Source organism: Solwaraspora sp. WMMB762 (assembly GCF_049179115.1).
In the GTDB taxonomy this organism is placed as follows: domain Bacteria; phylum Actinomycetota; class Actinomycetes; order Mycobacteriales; family Micromonosporaceae; genus Micromonospora_E.
In genome coordinates this window covers 2,861,160-2,880,802 of record NZ_JBMHMD010000001.1, presented here as the reverse complement: position 1 = coordinate 2,880,802, position 19,643 = coordinate 2,861,160, and the positions used below count along the sequence as shown (strand labels likewise).

Annotated in this window: 18 protein-coding genes; 8 read left to right on the top strand and 10 right to left on the bottom strand. The window is 70.9% G+C overall.

Annotated features, from left to right (window positions below):
- Positions 1 to 24 precede the first annotated feature (24 nt).
- Both otsB and ACN27J_RS12810 read right to left on the bottom strand, forming a co-directional pair.
- A complete protein-coding gene (gene otsB, locus ACN27J_RS12815) occupies positions 25 to 2,634 on the bottom strand; it encodes a trehalose-phosphatase (RefSeq protein ID WP_421366284.1) in 2,610 nt (869 codons plus the stop codon).
- A complete protein-coding gene (locus ACN27J_RS12810; RefSeq protein WP_123603184.1) occupies positions 2,635 to 4,032 on the bottom strand; it encodes an alpha,alpha-trehalose-phosphate synthase (UDP-forming) in 1,398 nt (465 codons plus the stop codon).
- Positions 4,033 to 4,391: 359 nt separating this feature from the next.
- Between ACN27J_RS12810 and ettA the strand changes: the two genes are divergently transcribed.
- From ettA to ACN27J_RS12790, 4 genes are all read left to right on the top strand, one after another.
- Positions 4,392 to 6,068 carry an energy-dependent translational throttle protein EttA gene (gene ettA / locus ACN27J_RS12805; protein WP_421366281.1) on the top strand — a complete coding sequence of 559 codons (1,677 nt, stop codon included), beginning with the start codon at positions 4,392 to 4,394 and terminating at the stop codon, positions 6,066 to 6,068.
- A gap of 82 nt (positions 6,069 to 6,150) precedes the next feature.
- On the top strand, positions 6,151 to 6,567 hold the full coding sequence (locus tag ACN27J_RS12800) for an acyl-CoA thioesterase (protein WP_421372216.1): 417 nt from the start codon (positions 6,151 to 6,153) through the stop codon (positions 6,565 to 6,567).
- The gene (locus ACN27J_RS12795; protein WP_421366279.1) at positions 6,564 to 7,346 is read left to right on the top strand and encodes a hypothetical protein; all 783 of its coding nucleotides are present in this window, start codon (positions 6,564 to 6,566) and stop codon (positions 7,344 to 7,346) included. Before ACN27J_RS12800 ends, ACN27J_RS12795 begins: the two co-directional genes overlap by 4 nt.
- A 129-nt stretch (positions 7,347 to 7,475) precedes the next feature.
- Positions 7,476 to 8,117, top strand: coding sequence for a YbjN domain-containing protein (locus ACN27J_RS12790; RefSeq protein ID WP_278170934.1), 642 nt, complete (start codon positions 7,476 to 7,478; stop codon positions 8,115 to 8,117).
- A gap of 7 nt (positions 8,118 to 8,124) precedes the next feature.
- On the opposite strand, the gene ACN27J_RS12785 is transcribed toward ACN27J_RS12790, so the two are convergent.
- From ACN27J_RS12785 to ACN27J_RS12775, 3 genes are all read right to left on the bottom strand, one after another.
- A complete protein-coding gene (locus tag ACN27J_RS12785; RefSeq protein WP_421366277.1) occupies positions 8,125 to 8,598 on the bottom strand; it encodes a globin in 474 nt (157 codons plus the stop codon).
- 102 nt (positions 8,599 to 8,700) lie between these two features.
- On the bottom strand, positions 8,701 to 10,176 hold the full coding sequence (locus ACN27J_RS12780) for an MFS transporter (protein WP_421366275.1): 1,476 nt from the start codon (positions 10,174 to 10,176) through the stop codon (positions 8,701 to 8,703).
- A gap of 266 nt (positions 10,177 to 10,442) precedes the next feature.
- Positions 10,443 to 11,543, bottom strand: a complete 1,101-nt coding sequence (locus tag ACN27J_RS12775) for a mechanosensitive ion channel family protein (protein ID WP_421366274.1) — start codon at positions 11,541 to 11,543, stop codon at positions 10,443 to 10,445.
- A gap of 267 nt (positions 11,544 to 11,810) precedes the next feature.
- On the opposite strand from ACN27J_RS12775, the gene ACN27J_RS12770 reads away from it, so the two are divergent.
- Complete coding sequence (locus ACN27J_RS12770) at positions 11,811 to 12,350, top strand: HNH endonuclease (protein WP_421366272.1); 540 nt, start codon at positions 11,811 to 11,813, stop codon at positions 12,348 to 12,350.
- A 14-nt stretch (positions 12,351 to 12,364) separates the two neighbouring features.
- On the opposite strand, the gene ACN27J_RS12765 is transcribed toward ACN27J_RS12770, so the two are convergent.
- Complete coding sequence (locus ACN27J_RS12765; RefSeq protein ID WP_421366270.1) at positions 12,365 to 13,456, bottom strand: class F sortase; 1,092 nt, start codon at positions 13,454 to 13,456, stop codon at positions 12,365 to 12,367.
- Between the two features lie 15 nt (positions 13,457 to 13,471).
- Positions 13,472 to 13,999 carry a hypothetical protein gene (locus ACN27J_RS12760; RefSeq protein WP_421366268.1) on the bottom strand — a complete coding sequence of 176 codons (528 nt, stop codon included), beginning with the start codon at positions 13,997 to 13,999 and terminating at the stop codon, positions 13,472 to 13,474.
- Positions 14,000 to 14,204: 205 nt separating this feature from the next.
- On the opposite strand from ACN27J_RS12760, the gene ACN27J_RS12755 reads away from it, so the two are divergent.
- From ACN27J_RS12755 to ACN27J_RS12745, 3 genes are read left to right on the top strand one after another with little or no spacing between them, the layout of a single operon-like run.
- Entirely contained in the window at positions 14,205 to 15,713 is a 1,509-nt protein-coding gene (locus ACN27J_RS12755) for an amidase (RefSeq protein ID WP_421366266.1), read from the top strand.
- Positions 15,714 to 15,739: 26 nt separating this feature from the next.
- Positions 15,740 to 16,036 carry a hypothetical protein gene (locus ACN27J_RS12750; RefSeq protein ID WP_421366264.1) on the top strand — a complete coding sequence of 99 codons (297 nt, stop codon included), beginning with the start codon at positions 15,740 to 15,742 and terminating at the stop codon, positions 16,034 to 16,036.
- Positions 16,023 to 16,442, top strand: a complete 420-nt coding sequence (locus ACN27J_RS12745) for a DUF5130 family protein (protein WP_278170924.1) — start codon at positions 16,023 to 16,025, stop codon at positions 16,440 to 16,442. Before ACN27J_RS12750 ends, ACN27J_RS12745 begins: the two co-directional genes overlap by 14 nt.
- Before the next feature lie 40 nt (positions 16,443 to 16,482).
- Here the strand turns inward: ACN27J_RS12745 and ACN27J_RS12740 are convergent, their stop codons facing one another.
- The 3 genes from ACN27J_RS12740 to ACN27J_RS12730 all read right to left on the bottom strand — a co-directional run bounded on the left by ACN27J_RS12740 (position 16,483) and on the right by ACN27J_RS12730 (position 19,544).
- Positions 16,483 to 17,517 (bottom strand): NAD(P)-dependent alcohol dehydrogenase, encoded by a 1,035-nt coding sequence (locus ACN27J_RS12740; protein WP_421366262.1) that lies wholly within the window; start codon positions 17,515 to 17,517, stop codon positions 16,483 to 16,485.
- Between the two features lie 295 nt (positions 17,518 to 17,812).
- Positions 17,813 to 18,325, bottom strand: coding sequence for a hypothetical protein (locus ACN27J_RS12735; RefSeq protein ID WP_421366260.1), 513 nt, complete (start codon positions 18,323 to 18,325; stop codon positions 17,813 to 17,815).
- Positions 18,288 to 19,544: a helix-turn-helix domain-containing protein gene (locus ACN27J_RS12730; RefSeq protein ID WP_421366258.1), complete on the bottom strand. Its 1,257-nt coding sequence runs from the start codon at positions 19,542 to 19,544 to the stop codon at positions 18,288 to 18,290. The genes ACN27J_RS12735 and ACN27J_RS12730 overlap by 38 nt, the downstream gene beginning before the upstream one ends.
- Positions 19,545 to 19,643: the final 99 nt, after the last annotated feature.

Here is a 19,643-nt window from a genome sequence, read left to right as displayed (position 1 = left end):
CGGCGCGCCGGACCAGCCCCGGTTTCAGAGCTTGAGCATGTCGTCCAGCAGCAGGGCGCACCGGATCAGCCCCAGATGGCTGTACGCCTGGGGATGGTTGCCCAGCCCGCGTTCGGCGAGCGGATCGTACTGCTCGGGCAGCAGACCGGTCGGGCCGGCGGTGTCGATCATCTGCTCGAACAGCTCTTCGGCGTCACCGCGCCGCCCGGTGCGCAGGTATGCCTCGATCAGCCAGGCGGTGCAGATGTGGAACCCGCCCTCCCGGCCGGGCAACCCGTCGTCCCACCGGTAGCGGTACACCACTGGGCCGCTGCGCAGGTCCGCCTCCACTTTGAGCACCGTGGCGAGGAACCGCGGGTCGTCGTCGGGCAGCAGCCCGGACAGCCCGATCCACAGCGAGGAGGCGTCCATCTCCTCGTCGCCGTAGGCGACCGTGTACGCGCCGGCCTTGGCGTGCCAGCCGTGTTCCAGCACGTTGCGGCCGATCCGGTCGCGCAGCTCGACCCAGTCCGGCCGTTCGCCGCCGCCGTGCCGGCCCGCCATCCGCAGCGCCCGGTCCACCGTCATCCAGCACATGACCTTGGAGAAGACATGGTGCCGGGGAGCGAGCCGAGCCTCCCACAGGCCGTGGTCCGGCTCGTGCCAGCGGCGTTCGACCGCCTGCACCATCGCCTCCAGCACCCGCCACTCGTCGTCGTGCACGGCACCACGGGCGTCGGCGACCACCGCGAGCAGGTCGGCGATCGGCCCGAACACGTCGAGCTGCAGCTGGTGGTTGGCCAGGTTGCCGACCCGCACCGGGCGGGAGCCGGCGTAGCCGGGGAGGGTGTCGATGACCGCCTCCGCGCCCAGCTCCAGACCCTCCACCGTGTAGAGCGGGTGCAGCCGCTCCGGGTGGCCGCCGGTGCGCTCGACGCAGCCGTCCACCCAGCGTAGGAACGCCTCGGCCTCGGCCAGCGAGCCGAGGTCGACCAACGCCCGGGCGCTCATCGCCGCGTCCCGCAGCCAGCAGTACCGGTAGTCCCAGTTGCGTACCCCGCCGAGCTCCTCGGGCAGTGAGGTGGTCGCGGCGGCGAGGATCGAGCCGGTCGCCTCGTGGCACAGCCCCCGCAGGGTGAGCGCGCTGCGGGCGACCAGCTCCCGGCCGGTGTTCGGCAGCTTCAGCTGCCGGACCCACTCCCGCCACGGCTGTTCTGCGGTGGACTGGCGCTGCTGCACGGTGACGGTGTGGTGTTCCAGGCTGTGCGAGCCGAACCGCAGCTCCATGGTGAGCATGCCGTCGAGTGCGGCCAGGTCGACCAGAGCGCGGGCGGTTTCCCGACCGCCGTCGTCGACGACCTTCCACTCCACCCCGGGGGAGTAGAGCGCCACCGGCTCGTTGGAGCCGAGCACCAGCAGCCCGTCACCGAGCGGCTGCAGCTGCACGGCCACCTGGCCGAACTCGGGGCGCGGGGCGAACTCCAGCTGTGCCTGCCCGGTGCCGGTGAGCACCCGGACCAGGGTGGAGTCGGCGCCCGGTAGCACCGTGTCGCCGGCGGAGGACTCGGCCGGCGGGTGGTCCAGCCAGTCGGTGACGGTCAGCCCCGACCAGCGGGTCTCCACGGTCATCGTGCCGGGCCGGTAGCGCTGCCCCAGCGGGAACCCGCCGCGGGCCGGTGCGACGGCGAAGTGCCCGGCCGGTGCGCCGCCGAGTAGATCGGCGAAGATCGCCGACGAGTCCGGCTTGGGATGGCACAGCCAGGTCACCTTGGCGTCCGGGGTGAGCAGCGCGATGGTCCGGCCGTTGGCCAGCATCGAGTGGCGCTCGATCGGCACCGCGTGCTCGCCGTAGAGCCAGTTGCGCCGGGTCTCCAGCAGGACGCCGAGCACCCGCGCGGCGTCGATCGGTTCGGCGACCCGGAACGGCGCCCGGGTGTCGCCGTCGCCGATCTTGATGCCGACGTCCGGGCCGTGCAGGTTGGCGAAGGCGCTCTCGTCGGTGATCGAGTCGCCGATGAACAGCACGCCGCTGGCCGACGTCTGGGTGCGGATCTGGTCCAGGGCGGTGCCCTTGTCGGTGGCGACCACCGACAGTTCGACGACTTCCTTGCCCTGGGTGACGGTGACGTCGGGCCAGGCGGCCGGTCCAGTGTTGACCGCCGCGACGACCGCTTCGGCGACCGCCGGATCGGCGCCCCGGGTGTGCACCGCGACGCTGGCCGGTTTGACCTCCAGCCGTACCCCGGGCTGGTCCTTGATCAGCTGCCGTAGCTCCCGCTTGAGCTGGGAGTGCACCTGCAGTTGCTCGGGGGCCAGCCGTTCGACGAAGCCGATGTCGAACTCGGACCCGTGGCTGCCGACCAGATGGACCTCGCTGGGCAGCCGGGACAGCGCGGCGAGGTCGCGCAGCGCCCGGCTGGAGACCACCGCGACGGTGGTCTGTGGAAGCGCGGCCAGCGCCCGCACCGCCGCGACCGACTCCGGTAGCGGTACGGCTCGGGTCGGGTCCTCGACGATCGGTGCGAGGGTGCCGTCGTAGTCGCAGGCCACCAGCAGTATCGGCATCCGGGCGATCCGCCCGATCGCCGCGCGCAGCTCGGGATCGATCTGATCCGCGGCCGCGCGTACGTCCCCGTCAAGGACGGACGTTCTCATTCATTCCTCCGTCTCGGGCACACCGAGTTCTGTGAGGAAGGAGCGGGCCCAGTGGCCGACGTCATGGGTCCGCAGATGGCGCTGCATGATCCGCATCCGCCGCCGGGCCTCGGAACTGTCGACGTGCACCGCCCGCAACAGGGCATCCTTGACGCCGTCCGGGTCGTGCGGGTTGCACAGGAACGCTTGACGCAGCTCCGTTGCCGCGCCGGCGAACTCACTGAGCACGAGGGCACCGCCGGTGTCGGCGCGGGCCGCGACGTACTCCTTGGCCACCAGGTTCATTCCGTCTCGCAGTGGTGTCACCATCATCACATCGGCCGCGCGGTAGAGCGCGGCGAGTTCACTGCGACTGTACGACTGGTGCAGGTAGTGCACGGCGGGCACACCCACCCGGCCGAATTCACCATTAATCCGGCCAACTTCGCGCTCAACCTTGACCCGAAGTGCCTGGTAGTGCTCGACCCGCTCGCGGCTGGGGGTGGCAACCTGCACCATAACCGCGTCCGGAACTGTCAGCTTTCCGTCAGCAAGAAGTTCCCGGAACGCTTTCAGCCTGAGTTCGATCCCCTTGGTGTAGTCGAGCCGGTCCACCCCGAGGATCACCGTCTTCGGATCCCCCAGCTCGGCGCGGATCTGCTTCGCCCGCGCCTCCACCGTCGCGTCGTGGGCCATCCGTTCCATCTCCGGAACGTCGATCGAGATCGGGAATGCACCCGCCTTGACCTTGCGGCCGTCGACCTGGATCATCTGGCCCTCGTACCGCAGCCCGAGCAGGTGGCGGGCCAGCCGGACGAAGTTCTGCGCGGCCAGTCGCTGCTGGAAACCGACCAGGTCGGCGCCGAGCAGCCCGCGCAGGATCTCGGCGCGCTGCGGCATCTGCATGAACAGCTCGATCGGCGGGAACGGGATGTGCAGGAAGAAGCCGATCCGCAGGTCCGGGCGGATCTCCCGGAGCATGGCCGGCACCAACTGCAGCTGGTAGTCCTGCACCCACACCGTGGCACCCTCGTCGGCGACCTCCGCTGCCGCCTCGGCGAACCGGGCGTTGACCACCCGGTACGCCTCCCGCCAGCGGCGCTTGAACGCCGGCGTCTCGACCGCGTCGTGGTACAGCGGCCAGATGGTGGCGTTGGACTGACCTTCGTAGTACCGTTCCAGCTCTTCGGCGCTCAGCGGGACCGGGTGCAGCCGGATGCCTTCGAGGTCGAAGGGCTCCGGTGCCGCACCGGCGCCACCGGCCCAGCCGACCCAGGTGCCCTGGTGCGCGGCGAGCACCGGGTGCAGGGCGGTCACCAGACCGCCGGGGCTGCGCCGCCACTGGCGACCTTCCGGCGTGGTCACCTCGTCCACCGGCAGGCGGTTGGCGACCACTACGAACGAGCTCCGAACCGTCACGTTCCGTACACCTCCGGTGATTACGGGACCGCCATGAGCGTACTGTGCGGGCCAGACGGGCGGACCCCCGTCCCCCTCTTGGTGCCCAGCTGATCAGGACATCGAAACCCGGCCGGGCGCAATGAGGCAGGTAACACTGGCGCGAAGATCCCGGCCGTCCGGTGGGGTGAGGTGCGGCTGGGGCGTCGGACCTGTCAGGATTGACAACGGCGTACGCACCGATCGGACCGTCGTACCGCGCACGACCGCGTACCGCGTACCACCCGCAGCCGCTCCGGTCGGTGCCGGCGGCCGGTACGCGGGGTCGTGACCTGCCCGTACCGACGGGTCCCACGAGAGTTCTGGAGGTAGGCCGCACCGTGGCCCAGTTCATCTACGTCCTGGAAAAGGCGCGCAAGGCGCACGGCGACAAGGTCGTGCTGGACAACGTGACGCTCAACTTCCTGCCGGGTGCCAAGATCGGTGTGGTCGGCCCGAACGGCGCCGGCAAGTCCAGCCTGCTGAAGATCATGGCGGGTATGGACCGGCCGAGCAACGGCGACGCCCGGCTGATGCCCGGCTACACCGTCGGCATGCTCGCCCAGGAACCGCCGCTCAACGACGCGAAGACGGTGCTCGGCAACATTGAGGAGGCGGTCGCCGAGACCAAGGCGAAGCTGGAGCGGTTCAACAAGATCGCCGAGCAGATGGCCACCGACTACTCCGACGAGCTGATGACCGAGATGGGTCAGCTGCAGGAGGAGCTGGACCACGCTGACGCCTGGGACATCGACTCCAAGCTCGAACTCGCGATGGACGCGCTGCGCTGCCCGCCACCGGACGCCGAGGTGACCCAGCTCTCCGGCGGTGAACGGCGTCGCGTCGCGCTGTGCAAACTGCTGCTCGAGGCGCCGGACCTGCTGCTGCTCGACGAGCCCACCAACCACCTGGACGCGGAGAGCGTGCACTGGCTGGAGCAGCACCTGGCCAAGTACGCCGGCACCGTTATGGCGATCACCCACGACCGCTACTTCCTGGACAACGTCGCCAACTGGATCCTCGAGCTGGACCGCGGCCGGACCTATCCGTACGAGGGCAACTACTCCACGTACCTGGAGAAGAAGGCCGCCCGGCTGGCGGTCGAGGGTCGTCGCGACGCCAAGCTGAAGAAGCGCCTCGGCGAGGAACTGGAATGGGTCCGGTCCAACGCCAAGGCACGCCAGACCAAGTCCCGGGCCCGGCTGGACCGCTACGAGGAGATGGCCAGCGAAGCGGAGAAGACCCGCAAGCTGGACTTCGAGGAGATCCAGATCCCGCCGGGGCCGCGGTTGGGCAACACCGTCATCGAGGCGGTGAACCTGAAGAAGGGCTTCGGCGACCGGGTCCTCATCGACGACCTGAGCTTCTCGCTGCCGCGCAACGGCATCGTCGGCATCATCGGCCCGAACGGCGTCGGTAAGACCACGCTGTTCAAGACGATCGTCGGGCTGGAGCAGCCGGACAGCGGCCAGGTCCGGGTCGGCGAGACCGTGGAGCTGTCGTACGTCGACCAGAACCGCTCCGGCCTGGACAGCAGCAAGACGGTCTGGGAGGTGGTCTCCGACGGGCTGGACCACCTGATGGTCGGCAAGGTCGAGATGCCGTCCCGGGCGTACGTGGCCGCGTTCGGCTTCAAGGGCCCCGACCAGCAGAAGCCGACCAAGGTGCTGTCCGGTGGTGAACGTAACCGGCTCAACCTGGCGCTCACCTTGAAGATCGGCGGCAACGTCATCCTGCTCGACGAGCCGACCAACGACCTCGACGTGGAGACGCTGTCCAGCCTGGAGAACGCGTTGCTGGAGTTCCCCGGCTGCGCTGTGGTCATCTCCCACGACCGGATGTTCCTGGACCGGGTCGCCACGCACATTCTGGCCTGGGAGGGCGACGACACCAACCCGGCGAAGTGGTTCTGGTTCGAGGGCAACTTCGAGGCGTACGAGAAGAACAAGATCGACCGGCTCGGCGCGGAAGCGGCCCGGCCGCACCGGGTGACCTACCGCAAGCTGACCCGTGACTGATGCGGCACTGGCCGGGGGCTCGTCGACGACCGGCGAGGTCCCGGCCGCCGGCGGTGGCCAGCGCTACACGTTCCACGCCGCGCTGCGCTGGTCCGACCTCGACGCGTACGGGCACGTCAACAACGCCCGGTTCCTGACGCTGTACGAGGAAGCCCGGGTCGCGTTGATGTTCTCCGGCGGGCGGGCCTGGGGCGTCGGTTCGTTCGCCGACGGGGTGCTGATCCACCGGCACGAGGTCGACTACCTGCGCCCGGTCGACTACCGGATGGGCCGGTCGACCGCCGATCAGGCACCGACCGTCCGGATCGAACTCTGGATCGAGCAGGTCCGTCCGTCGCGGTTCACGGTCGCCTACGAGATGTTCGACGGCGACCTGCTGGTCAGCCGGGCCCGTTCGGTGCTGGTGCCGTTCGACCTGGAGCAGGGGCGGCCGCGCCGGCTGACCGAGGCGGAGCGGGCCTTCCTGCTGCCGTACGTCCGGCCGGCCGCCGCCGCATGATGGCCGGCCGGACGCCCCGGACGCCCCGGGCCGACTCGGCGTCGGCCGGTCACCGGCTGACCGGGCTGGCCGACGCCGGCGCGTTCCTGGCCCGGCTGGTACGGCTGGACCCCGGCGCGCCGGTGCGGCTGCGGTCGGTCGGTCGGGACCACACCGAGCTCTGGGCCCGCCTGCCGTGGGCGGTCCTGGTGCAGCGGACCGTGGCGGGGCCCGGCCCGGGGGACGCCACGGTGTCCGCCGCGGAGCTGCTGGCCCGGCTGACGGCGGTCGCCACCGGGCTGCCGCCGCGCCGGGACAGCGCGTGGCGGTGGCCGTTGCCGCCCGGCCCGGCGCGGGTCGTCGAGGTGGTGCCGGCGGCCGATCTGCGACGGGTCGCGGTGGCGGCGGCCGGCACCCTGCGGGCCGCCGAGACGCAGGGCGTCGGTGGACGGGCGGTGGGCCAGCGGTCGGTACGGGACGCTTTGCTCGACCACGTGGCCGTGGTGGTGACCGTCGACGGTCCGACCGGCGAGCGGATCGAGATCCGCCAGGGGCTGGTACAGGCAGTGGCCCGGATGGGCTTCCTCGGCACGGCCGAGGGGCCGGTCGGTCGGTCGGAGCCGGTCGACTGTCGGGACCGGACCGACCTGCCGGGCCGCCCCGTGGATCCACTTCAGTCGGTGGTACGGGTCGGGACAGTAGGCAATTGGGTAGCGCTTGATGCGCCGTTCGGAGTGGCCTGGACACAAAGAGTTAACAATCTTGCACTCACGCCGACGATCACTCAGCCGAAAGTATGATGCTCCCTCATCCCTCTGGTTCGGGGGGTCCGTTGGGGGGGTGCCTAGGAACGGCTATCCGGGTACCGTCGGGCCTCGGATCCGACGCAACGTAGGCGCCCGGATCCGCTGGGGAGTGAGGTGCGGATAATGCCATGGTGGTCGTGGCGCTCCGGTCACGCAGATGGCGGTGAGCCGGATACCCGAAGCAGGACCGGAGTGGACAGCGGTGTCCGGCTTGGCCCGCCCGCGCCACGAACGCCGGAGCAGACGCCCCGGTCGTCGTCGGCTGAACTCGGGCCGACCAGGCCGGTAGGGCCGTCCTGCCCGATCTCGTCGCCGGCCGCGGCAGCGGGCAAGGAATTATCGCCGCAGGTGGTGCCGGTGACCCTCCGCCGGATCGGCACCGCACTGGACATGTTGGACATCCGGTATCTCGCGGACGGCGACGGCAGCCTGCTGGCGATGTGGGAGCGGCACGCCGTCCTGTTCACCCTCGAAGGGCCGGAGGACGAGATCCTGGTGGTCCGCGCCCGACCGCACTCCACCGTGCCGCCCGACTGGGCAGACCGTGCCTACCGGGTGGTCAACGAGTGGAACCACACCAGACGGTTCTGCAAGGCGTACGTCGGCGACCCCACCGACCGTGGCCAGTTGCCCATCTACGCCGAGCTGCAGGTCCCACTCGCCGCCGGAGCCAACGACGCGCTGCTGGTCGAACTGCTGGACTGCGGAGCGGCCGTGGCGACCAGTTTCGTCGACTGGCTGCACGACGAGGGTGCCCTGCTCTGACGGCCGGTCAGCCGCCGGCCAGGTCGCGCCGGGGCGGATCGGACGGGTCCATCTCGTTGACCATGAAGTAGGCGGCACGCTCCAGGTAGTCCCAGAGCATCCCGGCGAGCTCCGGATGCAGGTCCAGCCGGTCGACCGCCCGGCGCATGTGGGTCAACCAGGCGTCCCGCTCCGCCGGACCGATCCGGAACGGTGCGTGCCGCATCCGCAGCCGGGGGTGCCCACGCTGCTCGGAGTACGTGCCGGGGCCGCCCCAGTACTGCATCAGGAACAGGGTCAGTCGCTCCGCAGCCGGCCCCAGATCCTGCTCCGGATACATCGGGCGAAGCAGCGGATCAGTGGCGACGCCGGCATAGAACTCGTCAACGAGCCGGCGGAAGGCGGGTTCGCCGCCGATGGCGGCGAAGAAGGTCGGGGCGGGACCGCCGGCCGCGGGCGCCGCGCCGGCCGAGTCGTTGGCAGGATCTGACGCTGTCACCACTCCATCCTGCCAGCCGGTCCGCGCCCGGCGGTCCCCGGTGCGGCATGGCGCGGGCGTGCGGGCATGGTGTGCGCCGGCGCCGGCGCCAGCGCCAGCGCGGGCTCAGGCGCTGCCGACCTCGTCGGCCTGCTGCGCGTCACGGGCCTGCGGTACGGGGTTGCCGTTGCTGGCCGCCGCGCCAGCGGCAGAGCCGGCGGCGGAAGTGCCCGGTGTCTCCGTTGTGTCGGCGGTCCCTGTGCCGGCTGCGCTGGAACCACCGCCGGTCGCGGCACCAGGAGCGGCACCGGTCGCAGCACCGGGAGCGGCTGCGACGGCGGCGATCGCCGCGTCGAAGCGCTCCTCGGCCGGCCACCGCAGCAGCGCCAGGGAGATCACCACCGCACCGGTCAGGCTCCACAACCCGACCACGGTCGGGATGTCGAACCGGTCGGCGAGCAGGCCGGTGACCAGCACCGCGGCTCCCTGGCCGACCTGGATGCCGGTAGCGATCACGCCGAACGCGCGGGCCCGGTAACCGTGCGGCAACGCCTGGACGAACAGCCCGTTGGTCACCGGCAGCAAACCGGCCACCGCGAAGCCGCAGACCCCGGCGAGCACCGCCACCACCGGCGGCGACGGGTCGAGCAGAGTGGGGACCAGCGCCAGCGGGGCGATCACCGCGAACGGTCGGATCAGTCTGCGGCGGCGGCCTGGACGGACCAGCCGGCCGATCAGCAGCCCGCCGACGATGTAGCCGGTCGGACTCGCCGCCATGATCATCGCCTGGGCGAGACCCCGCTCGGAGTCGGACACCCCCGGCTCCGCCGCCCAGGCGGCGGCCAACCCCTCCGGCACGATGGCGAACAGCGGGACCGTCCAGACCAGGATCGCGATGGCCCGCAGCACGTCGGTCCGCCACACCAGCTGGAAGCCCTCGGCGGTCTCGCGGAGCAGGTGTTGGCGGCGGTCCGGGGTGGTGGCCGCCGGCCGGGCCCGGACCCCGAGCCGGATCACCAGGGCCGAGACGGCGAAGGTGGTCGCGTTCAACAGCAACGCCGCCCGTGGGTTGACGGAGGCGATCGCCGCGCCGGCGATGTAGCCGCCGACCTGGGCGAGCTGGCCGGTGCTGGCGATCAGCGACAGCCCCACGATCAGCCGGTCACCGGTCAGCACGGTGGGCATCAGCGCGGACCGGGCGGCCTGGTTCGGCGGATTCGCCAGGGTGGTGCAGAACAGCAGGCTGATCATCGCCCAGACCGGCAGGCCGGGGGTGGCGACCACGGCGATCAGGGCCATCCGGATCAGATCGGTGGTGATCATCACCCGGTGGTACGGGTGCCGCTCGGCGACCGTGGTGAGCAGCGGACCACCGATCAACCAGGGCAGGAAGCTGACCGCGAAGGCGGCGGCCGACAGGGCCACCGACTCCGTCTCCCGGTAGACCAGGACGGTGACCGCTGCCTTCGCGATGTAGTCGCCGATCCAGGACAGCGCCACCGAGACGAAAAGAAAGCGGAACTCATCCGCCGCGAACACCTCGCGGAAGGTCGCCGGACTCCCGGCGGTTTGTGCCTCGTCGGACACGGACGGCGCCTCCATCGTTCTCGGCGGCACCCGCTCGTGGCGGGTGCTACCGGGGAACGTCCCGGACGTACGGCTGAGCGAAGTGGTGGTGACACTCCGATGACACTCGTCCCGGATCATGCCCGATCGGGTGACATCTGGCTAGTGTGAACGGCTGGTTTGTCGTCACTCCGACTAAACATTCGGATGACAACCAGTTCGCCATACGGTGCATAGTCCCTGCTAGTCGGCCGAGGCGGACACGTCGTCCCGGTACTCGGACACGCCGTCCCGGTGACCGGTCAAGTCGTTCCGCCCTGGCCGGGCTCCTCCTGCCCACCTCCCGACCCACGGGTGACGAACATCCGCCCAGCCACGATCTGTGCCGAGATCCCGGAGGTGTGCAGTGCCGCGGCCAGCTGACGGCGCAACTCGCGGCCCACCACGAACTGCCCCTCGGCGGTGGTCTTGGCGACCGTACGGATCACCGCGCCGTCGACCGTGACCTGCTCGACGCCGAGCACGTCCGGCGGCTCCACGAAGTGACCGGCCATCTCCTCGTCGGCGGCCACGCCCAGGGCGGCGGTACGCAACACCGCGGTGGCCTGCTCGGTGTCGGCGAAGCCGACCGGCATGTCGACCACCACCATGGCCCAGCCCTGGCTCTTGTTGCCGACCCGGATGATCTCCCCGTTGCGGATGTACCAGAGCACGCCCCGGGCGTCCCGGACCGTGGTGATCCGCAGACCCACCGCCTCGACCACGCCGGTGGCCTCACCCAGATCGACGATGTCGCCGACGCCGTACTGATCCTCCAGCAGCATGAACAGCCCGGCGAGCAAGTCCTTCACCAGGGTCTGCGCCCCGAAACCCAGCGCGATGCCGGCGATGCCGGCGCTGGCCAGCAGCGGTGCCAGGTTGAAGCTCAGTTCGCCAAGCACCAGCAGTACGGCGATCCCGAACACGGTCGCGCTCACCGTGCTGCGCAGCACCGAGCCGATCGCCTCGGCGCGTTGCCGCCGCCGTTCCGGCATCACCACCGTCCCAGCCGGCGGTGTCCGTTCTCGCAGCGGCCGCAGGATGGTCGGCCCGGCGACCGTCGAGGTACTGGTCACCAGCCGGCGGATGGCCCGGTGCAGCAGGTACCGCAGCACCACCGCCACCACGACGATCAGCACGATCCGCAGGGGTTTGACCAGTAGCCAGAAGCTCCCCTCCGCCAGCCACGGCAGCCCGGTCCAGTCGAGCACCTGGCTGCAGACCGGGTCGTCGTCGGGGCACACCGGGCTCACCGAGGGCTGCGGCTCCGGTTGAGCCCACTGGTACGGCGGGTCGGTCGCCGCTGCCCCGGCCGCCGGGTCGGGAGGCTCGGGGTCAGCGCGGGCGGGCGATCGTGCGGTCACCGTCAATTCGTACCGTACCGCCCTGCCCGGTCGGCGGCCGACCCACACTGTCGGCCTGACCAGGCGGAACAGGCCAGCGACCAGCCATCGGCCGAACGCCCGAGGGGTCAGGCCCGAATAGTACGTGCATTTGGGTCATCTATCGGGGACTATTGGCGCACGGGCGCTGGCGATTCGCCAGCGCCGGTCGCGGTCCGACCGTCGGTCCGCGTCGAGTCGCAGTCGGCACTAGGAGCGGGTGGGAACACAACCGAGAGGGTGAGCGGGATGCCTGACATACGACCCACGGTGGGCTCCGGTTCGTTGGTGCTCAACGCGACGTATGAGCCGCTGTGTGTCGTATCCGTACGCCGGGCCGCGATCCTGGTCCTGTCCGCCAAGGCGGTCTGCGTCGCCGACGGCGAGGGCATGCTGCACAGTGCCCGGCACTGCCTGCCGGTGCCGTCGGTGGTGCGGCTCACCCGCTACGTTCGGGTGCCCTACCGGACCCACGTCGGCCTCTCCCGCCGGGCGATCTTCGCCCGCGACGGCTGGCGGTGCGCGTACTGCCGGGGTCCGGCGGAGACCATCGACCACGTCTTTCCCCGCAGCCGTGGTGGCCGGCACATCTGGGAGAACGTCGTCGCCGCGTGCGCCCGTTGCAACCACAGCAAGGGCGACCGGACCCCGGCCGAGCTGGGCTGGCGGCTGCCGTCGCCGCCGGCTGCCCCGAAGGGCACCGCCTGGCGGGTGCTCGGGCACCGTGCGCCGGATCCGCGCTGGGCCGACTGGCTCGACCTGTCGTCCGAGTCAGAAGCCGTCGCCTGACCCGGCTGCGGCGGTCAGCCGTGCTGGGCGCCGACCAGTGACGCGAAGACGACGACGTTGTCCGCGTACCCGGTGGAACCACCGACCCACTGACCACCGCAGGTGATCAGACGCAGCCCGGGGTGACTGAAGTCGTCGTACACCCGGTCCACCGGCAGGGACGACTTGTCGAACTGCTCTACCGAGGTGACCTCGAACAGCGCCACCGACCGGTCCATCCGGCGGACCTGGATCTGCGCCCCCGGGTGCAGCGTGGCGGCCCGGTGGAACACCGACGGACCGGTACTGGTGTCGACGTGGCCGACGATGACCGCCGGGCCGTTCTCACCCGGCGTCGGGCTGGCCACGTACCAGCCGGCCTCGTTGTGCCGGTTCAGTTCCGGAACCGCGATCGTGCCGTCCTCGGCCAACCCGACGTCGTGCACCGCGGCCTGCAGGTTCAACGCCGGGATGGCGAGGCTGACCGGGTCGCTGGCACCCAACGGCGGGTGCGTCTCGGGCGTCGCGCGGTGCGCTCCGGGCAGCCACTGCCCGAGCGGGGTGCCGGTCACCCGTTCGAAGCCGAACCCGGCGACGAAGACGCCCGCCACGATCAGCACCAGCGCGACCGGACTCCACCGTGACGGCGCGTCCGGGCGACCCCGGTAGCCACCCACCGCCACCCGCTGGGCGGCAGCCGCCTCGGCCCGGCGTCGACCCGGGCGCAGCGACCCGAACCCGGGCCAGCCCCGCCGTCGCCGGGGTGGGCCGTGCGGTGCACGACGGTTGGCGGCGGGCCCGTTGACGCTGCGGCGACCGGCGGCACCCGGCACCGCGGCCACCCCACGCAGCGGGGCACGGGCCACCCCGCGGGCCGTGCCGGGGATCGCCGGGTACGCCGGGTACGCCGGGTACGCCGCCCCGTCCGTCGGCGGATCCGTCGCCCCGTCCGCCGGCGGATCCCCCACTTCGTCCGTCGGCCGATGTGGCGGTGTCGGCCTCGGCTGACCGTAGGTCGACACCCGGGGCGCCACCGTGTGCGTCGTGGTACCCGCCGCCGTGACCTGGGTCAGGAACGGGAGCACCCAGCCGCCCGGGCGGCCGCCAGCCGGGGTAGGACGGACCATCTGGCCGCCCGCTGGTTACGCGCCGGAGTCGGCGCGTCGACGGCGCATCGCGAACAGCGCGATCCCGGCGCCCAGCCCGATCGCGGCGATACCGCCGACCAGCAGGGCCGAGCCGCCGGAGCCGGTGCTGGCCGACGCGGTGCCGCCGCCTCCGGCGTCCGGGCCTCTGGTCGGGTGCGCCGTGCCGGTCACGGTCAGGGTGGTCGTCGCCGTGTTCCCGTTCTGACACTGCAGGTCGACCGGGTAGCGCCCGGGACGTTTGCTGCCGGGCACCGTCACCTGGCCGGTCAGCACGTCCTGGTCCGGCATCACGATCACCCGCCCGAACGCGTCCGACTCGACGGTCGCCTGGCTGGTGTTGTCGTCCCCGCAGCTGGCCCGGATGGTCACCCGGCCACCGGCGTTCACGGTGCTCGGATCGGCCTCCACGTAGGTGCTGCCCGCGTACGCCGGCGACGCGTCGACCCCGGCCGCCACCGTGCCGATCAGCACGGCGGCGGCGAGTCCGGCCAGCGTCCGGACCGGATGGCTCACTCCTGGCATGATCTCCCCCCGACTACGCTCCGGCCGGCCGGCGATGCCGGCTGCGTCGGCGGCGACCGGTGTGCCGTGCCGACGGCCGGAGCCCGCTGGCCCGACTTCCCGTCCCGGCGCCGGCTATGCCTCCCCCTCCCGGGTGAACCGGCGCCCGGTCAGGTCACCCGTACCTGGCCGCTGCGGCCGGCGAGTGACCTGCCAGGATCGGCCAATGTCGCAGATCCATGATCTGACCGCGTTGGAGCAGGCCGCCGCGATCCGCCGGGGCGAGCTGAGCGGCACCGAGATCGTCGAGCACTACCTGGCCCGGATCGACGCCCACTCGGACACCGTCGGGGCGTTCGTCACGGTCACCGCCGATCACGCCCGGGAGCAGGCCGTCGCCCTCGATCGGGTCCCGCCGGGCACCCGGCCCCGGCAGCACCCCGGCCCGCTGTACGGCGTACCGGTGGCGATCAAGGACCTCACCCTCACCGCCGGGGTCCGCACCACCTTCGGCTCGGCGGCGTTCGCCGACTACGTGCCGAGCGTCGACGCGGACGTGGTCCGCCTGCTGCGTGCCGCCGGCACCGTCAGCCTCGGCAAGACCACCGCCGCCGAGCTGGGCTGTTCGCTCTACACCGAGGGGGAGGTGGCGCCGCCGGCGCGTAACCCGTGGGATCTGGCCTGCACCGCCGGCGGCTCCAGCGGGGGAGCGGCGGCGGCGGTGGCCGCTGGGCTGGTGCCGTTCGCGCAGGGCTCGGACGGCGGCGGGTCGTGCCGGATCCCGGCCGCGCTCTGCGGCCTGGTCGGCTACAAGCCGACCCGGGGGGTCGTCTCCGGCGGCCCACTCGGCGCTGGCGGCTTCGGCCTGCCCAGCCACGGGCCGATCGCCCGGACCGTCGCCGACGCGGCCGCGATGCTCGACGCGATGGCGGTGCCGGTGCCCGGTGAGCCGTACCTGGCGCCGCCACCGCCGTCCGGCGGCTATCTGGCGGCGGCCCGTCGCGCGGACCCCGGCCGGCTGCGGATCGGCCGGTTCACCACCCCGATGCTCGCCGACGAACCGGTGCATGCGGACTGCCTGGCGGCGGTGGACACGGCGGCCGCGCTGCTCGCCGACGCCGGCCACGAGGTGGTCGACGTTCCGGCGCCGCTCGGCCCGGACCTGTGGCCGCTGTTCGAGACCGTCTGGTACGTGCTCGCGCTGGCCCCGGTGCCACCGGAACGGGAGGCGCGGCTGTTGCCGTTGACCCGGCTGCTGCGTCGCCGGGGCAACGCGATCAGCGCCGCGACGCTGGTCGCCACCCTGGCCGAGCTGCAGGTCCAGGTACGCCGGGCGATGCACGCGGTGGTCGGGCTGGACCTGCTGCTGTGCCCGACGTTGAGCGCTCCGCAGGCCCCGGTCGGCTGGTTCACCGAAACGGGTGACCCGGCCGAGGACTTCGACCGGCAGCGGCGCTTCTCGCCGTACTGTGCGGTGTTCAACGTCACTGGGCAACCGTCGGTGTCCGTCCCGGTGGCGCAGAGTACGGCCGGGCAACCGGTGGGAGTTCTGCTGACCGGCCGCGGTGGCGCGGACGCCACCGTGCTGGCCGCGGCCGCTCAGCTGGAGGAGCGGACCGGCTGGCCCGGTCGGCACCCGGAGATCTGGCGGGCCGGGCCCTCCGCTACCGTGAAGGCGTCTGAGCCGGAACGGGCTGGCGGTGTGGCCAGGTCCACCACTCCAGACATCCGCTGAGTCCCTTGAACCGATGCCGGGGGGCGTTGAGATTGTCTGTTACCAACACGGTGCTCTTCTTCGTCGTGATCCCGGCGGTCATCGTGCTCGTGGTGGCCGGTCTGGCGATGATCGGCGGGCGTGGCGGCGCGGACCGCCGCTACCGGCCCGGCCGGCAGTTCGACTTCAGCCCGGTCTGGTACGTCTCGTCCGGCGACCGGTCCACCGGAACCCCGGCGGCGGCGCTGCCGGCCGGCACCGAGCCGGCGGCGATCGAGTCGGCCAACCTCGGCGGCGGGCAGCCGCGTCCAGGCGCGACGGGAGGCGCAAGTGACCGTTGGTGAGCAGGCCCACGAGCAGTCCAGCGAGTCCACCCGGACGAGCGCTACCTTGCCGGGGCCGTTCGGCACCCGACAGCTGCTCCGGCTCGACGAGGCGTTGCGGCTGGCCGACTCGGCCACCGGCCTGGCGTTCAGCATCTACGTCGGTGAGCTGGAGGAGCCGACGCGGGAGTACGCGGTGACGCTGCACCGGCAGCTCACCGACCCGGACGACGCGGTGCTCATCGCCGTGTCGCCGAATCAGCGGGTGCTGGAGGTCGTCACCGGCGCCGAGGCCCGTAAGCGGATCCCGGACCGGGACGCGAAGCTCGCCGCGCTGTCCATGGTGGCCTCTTTCGGCGGCGGTGACCTGGCCGGCGGCCTGGTCAGCGGGATCGACCAGCTGGCGTCCCGGGCCGGCCGCGCCTGACAGATCCGGCCTTACCGGATCTCCCAGTCACCATCGCCGGTCAGGGGACCAGCACGGCGCGGCCGTGGATCTTCCCGTCCCGCAACTGCTGGTACGCCTGCACCGCCTCGCTCAGCGGGAAGGTCTGCACCTCGGCGCGGAGCAGGCCTTGGCGACCGAGGGCGATCACCTCGGCCAGCTCGGCGCGGGTGCCCCAGAACGGGATGACCGCGCTGGTCTCCATCGGCACCGGCGGTGGGCCTTCGACGGTCGCCGCGATCCGCAGCGTGCCGCCGCCCAGGCCGACCATCGTCAGGTGACCGCCGGTGGAGACCACCTGCCGGGCGGTGTCCAGGGTGGCGTCCACGCAGACGAAGTCGAGCACCACGTCGGCGCCGTCCGGGGCCGGGCCAGTGAGCTCACGGATCTGGTCGACCGCCGCCGGACCGGCCTGCACGGTGTGGTGCGCGCCCATCCGTTTGGCCAGCCGCAGCGCAGCGTCGCTGGTGTCCACCGCGACGATGGTGACGGCGGTGGTCACCGCCAGGATCTGCACCGCCATGTGGCCGAGTCCGCCGACGCCGATCACCACCGCGTGGGTGCCGGGCCGCAGCGCGTCCCGGCTGAGGGAGATCGCATGGTACGGGGTGAGCCCGGCGTCGGTCAGCGGTGCCGCCTGCACCGGGTCCAGCCCGCCGAGCGGCAGCAGCCGGTCCGCCGGCACCACCACGTGGTCGGCGAGTCCGCCGTCGCGGCTGATGCCGACCCCGCCGACGGGTACGGTGCGGCACTGGTTCTCCAGCCCGCGTAGGCAGGCCCGGCAGCGCCCGCAGCCGATGATCCCGTACACCGCCGCAGTGTCCCCTTCGGCCCATCCGGTCACCCCCGGACCGAGTTGGGCGACCTGGCCGGCGATCTCGTGGCCGATGGTCATCGGGGTCGGGAAGACCCCGGCGGGCGCGTCGAGGATGTGCAGGTCCGAGTGGCAGGCGCCGACCGCCGCCGTGGCCAGCAGGATCTCGCCCGGACCGGGCTTCGGTGTCGGCACGTCGACGAGTTCGAGGGTGCCGGGCGCGGTGAGTTGGATGGCACGCATGCCCTCAGCGTCGGCCAGGTTCGCGCACGGCGTCCGCCGAACCGCCCCGGATCACCCCCTGCGGCTGAACCGCCGCATGCGGAGGTACGGCCGGCAGCCAGCGACGTGCTCGGGCTTGCTCCGGGGATCCGATGGTGCTCCGGGGACGTGATGCCGCAGGTGCATCTTGATGCATCTCTGGCATCAAGCTCGACCGGTACTCCTGGCCCGGCGGGGTGACACTGCGTCTAAGCTTCCTCGCTTTTGGTGGTCGCCGCTGCATGCAGCCCGGCCCACGCCCGGCCGGCGGGGTAGGTCAGTCACGGCGGGCGCCAGGAGGCCAGATGACTGTTACCGGGATGCCGTTGGTTTCGGCGTAGGCGACGACGTCGGCGGTGCCGCCGTAGCCTCGGGCGGGCTGGCCGTCCCACACGGCGAAGAGCCGATCCGAGTTGTCGACCATCAACCTGCTGGCCGCCATGTGGGCGTCCGAGTCGGAGATGCGGTAGTCGCAGCGGTGGACGGCCTTGGCCTGGTTGATCAACTTGTCGTACGTGGCGTGAGCGGTATCGGGCAGGCCGTCGCGGTACTCCTGGGCGGGTACGACGACTTCAAGCCGGCCGCCGCACCGGAGCACCGCCTCAGCGAAGAGTTGATCTGCCCCGTCGGCGAGGCAGGTGATGCCGACGATTTCCCCCTGAACCAGGGACAACTTGTCATCGATAGCTTTGATGACCTTGGCTGTTACTTCGTCGTTGAGCCCGCGATGCCCGGTGATAGCGATCCGCAAGTTATCGATCCTCCTGGTATCTGCTGTAAAGTCGCTCATCGAGATTGAGCGTCAGTTTTCCTGTCTGTCCTCCTAGGTTTTTGCGGAATCGAGCTACTGATTGGAGGATCTTCTCTGACTCGTATTTCTTGCCTGCGTCGAAAGCCTGGCAGGCGATGTTGCAAGCCTCGTCGAGGTGTCCGGACTTCGCCAGGATCTCTGCTTGAAGGACGTCGGACAGGGCCTTTGCTTTCGGGCTCTGAGCTGGACCACTGGCTGCAATGGAAAGCGCGTGGCTGGCGGCGCTTGGCTGATTCAATTTGCTTGCGGCCTGCGCTCGAAACGATGCTAGTTTCTGGTGATCGAAGCGGAAAATCCAAGGCCAGATGGGTTCATCGTTCCGAGCCTTCGCTAGCCGATCATCGGCCTGGCCTAACAGGAAGATCGCCTTCTTGTCGCCGGCCTCAGCGAGTGCAAGCGACTCGATCGCGTCTATCCAAATCGTGGAGATAGTGGGAGCTGAACGAGGTAGGGCATGCCTGGCGGAGGCAACAAGCCGGATGGCGTCGTGTGCGTCGCCGCAGTTTGCCGCAAACTGGCCCAGGCTGGCCCGCATGTACGCAAGTAGCAGCGGGTGTCCTGACCGCTCCGCCGCATGGACCGCCAGCTTGTAGTGGCGGCGGGCACTGGCTTGATCGTCGACATCAACGTACAACCAGGCGGTCAGCCCTGCGGTTTCGCTGAGCACCGAGTAAAGCTGACGGGTATGTGCAGGTGAGCGTTCATTCCGCGATGCGAGTTGGCGGGTGAGTGCGAGGTGCGCGCTGACAGGTGGAAGGAGGCTGCGTGCAGGCAGTCGCTGCTCCAACCTGCGGTAGGTGGTCGAGGGGATAGTCAGTAGTTGTTCGTCGTCGCGTGATTCGAGGGGAACATCTCCTGCGGCAGTGCCGATCAGCGTAACCCCTGTGGCCGCTGCCGCTGCGGCGACGAATTGGCGCCGGTTCGTGTCATCCTCCTGTTCATCTAGCAAGCCGGCCAGGGATCGAGGTATCCCCAAACCATCGCAGAGCGCCCGTACGGTGCGAAGCCCTGGATCTCGGCTCCGTCCGCTGAGCAGCCGAGAGACATGGGGCTGCGATATGCCGACAGCTTGCGCAATCTCCGTCTGCGACACCCGAGCTTCTGCCGTGACGACCTGCAGGACGGTCGCCCAGTCGCCGGCTCTCAACGCCTGGCGAACATCTGCGCGATCCAGGACCTCGGGCGGCAGTTTGATCACCTGCTTATGCCTGCGCAGCTTGGCGTTGAACCAGGTTCTTGCATCTACGGCCCTCCGTGCCTGCTGGGCATCCGTCCAGCCCGGGGAGCGAACTGGACC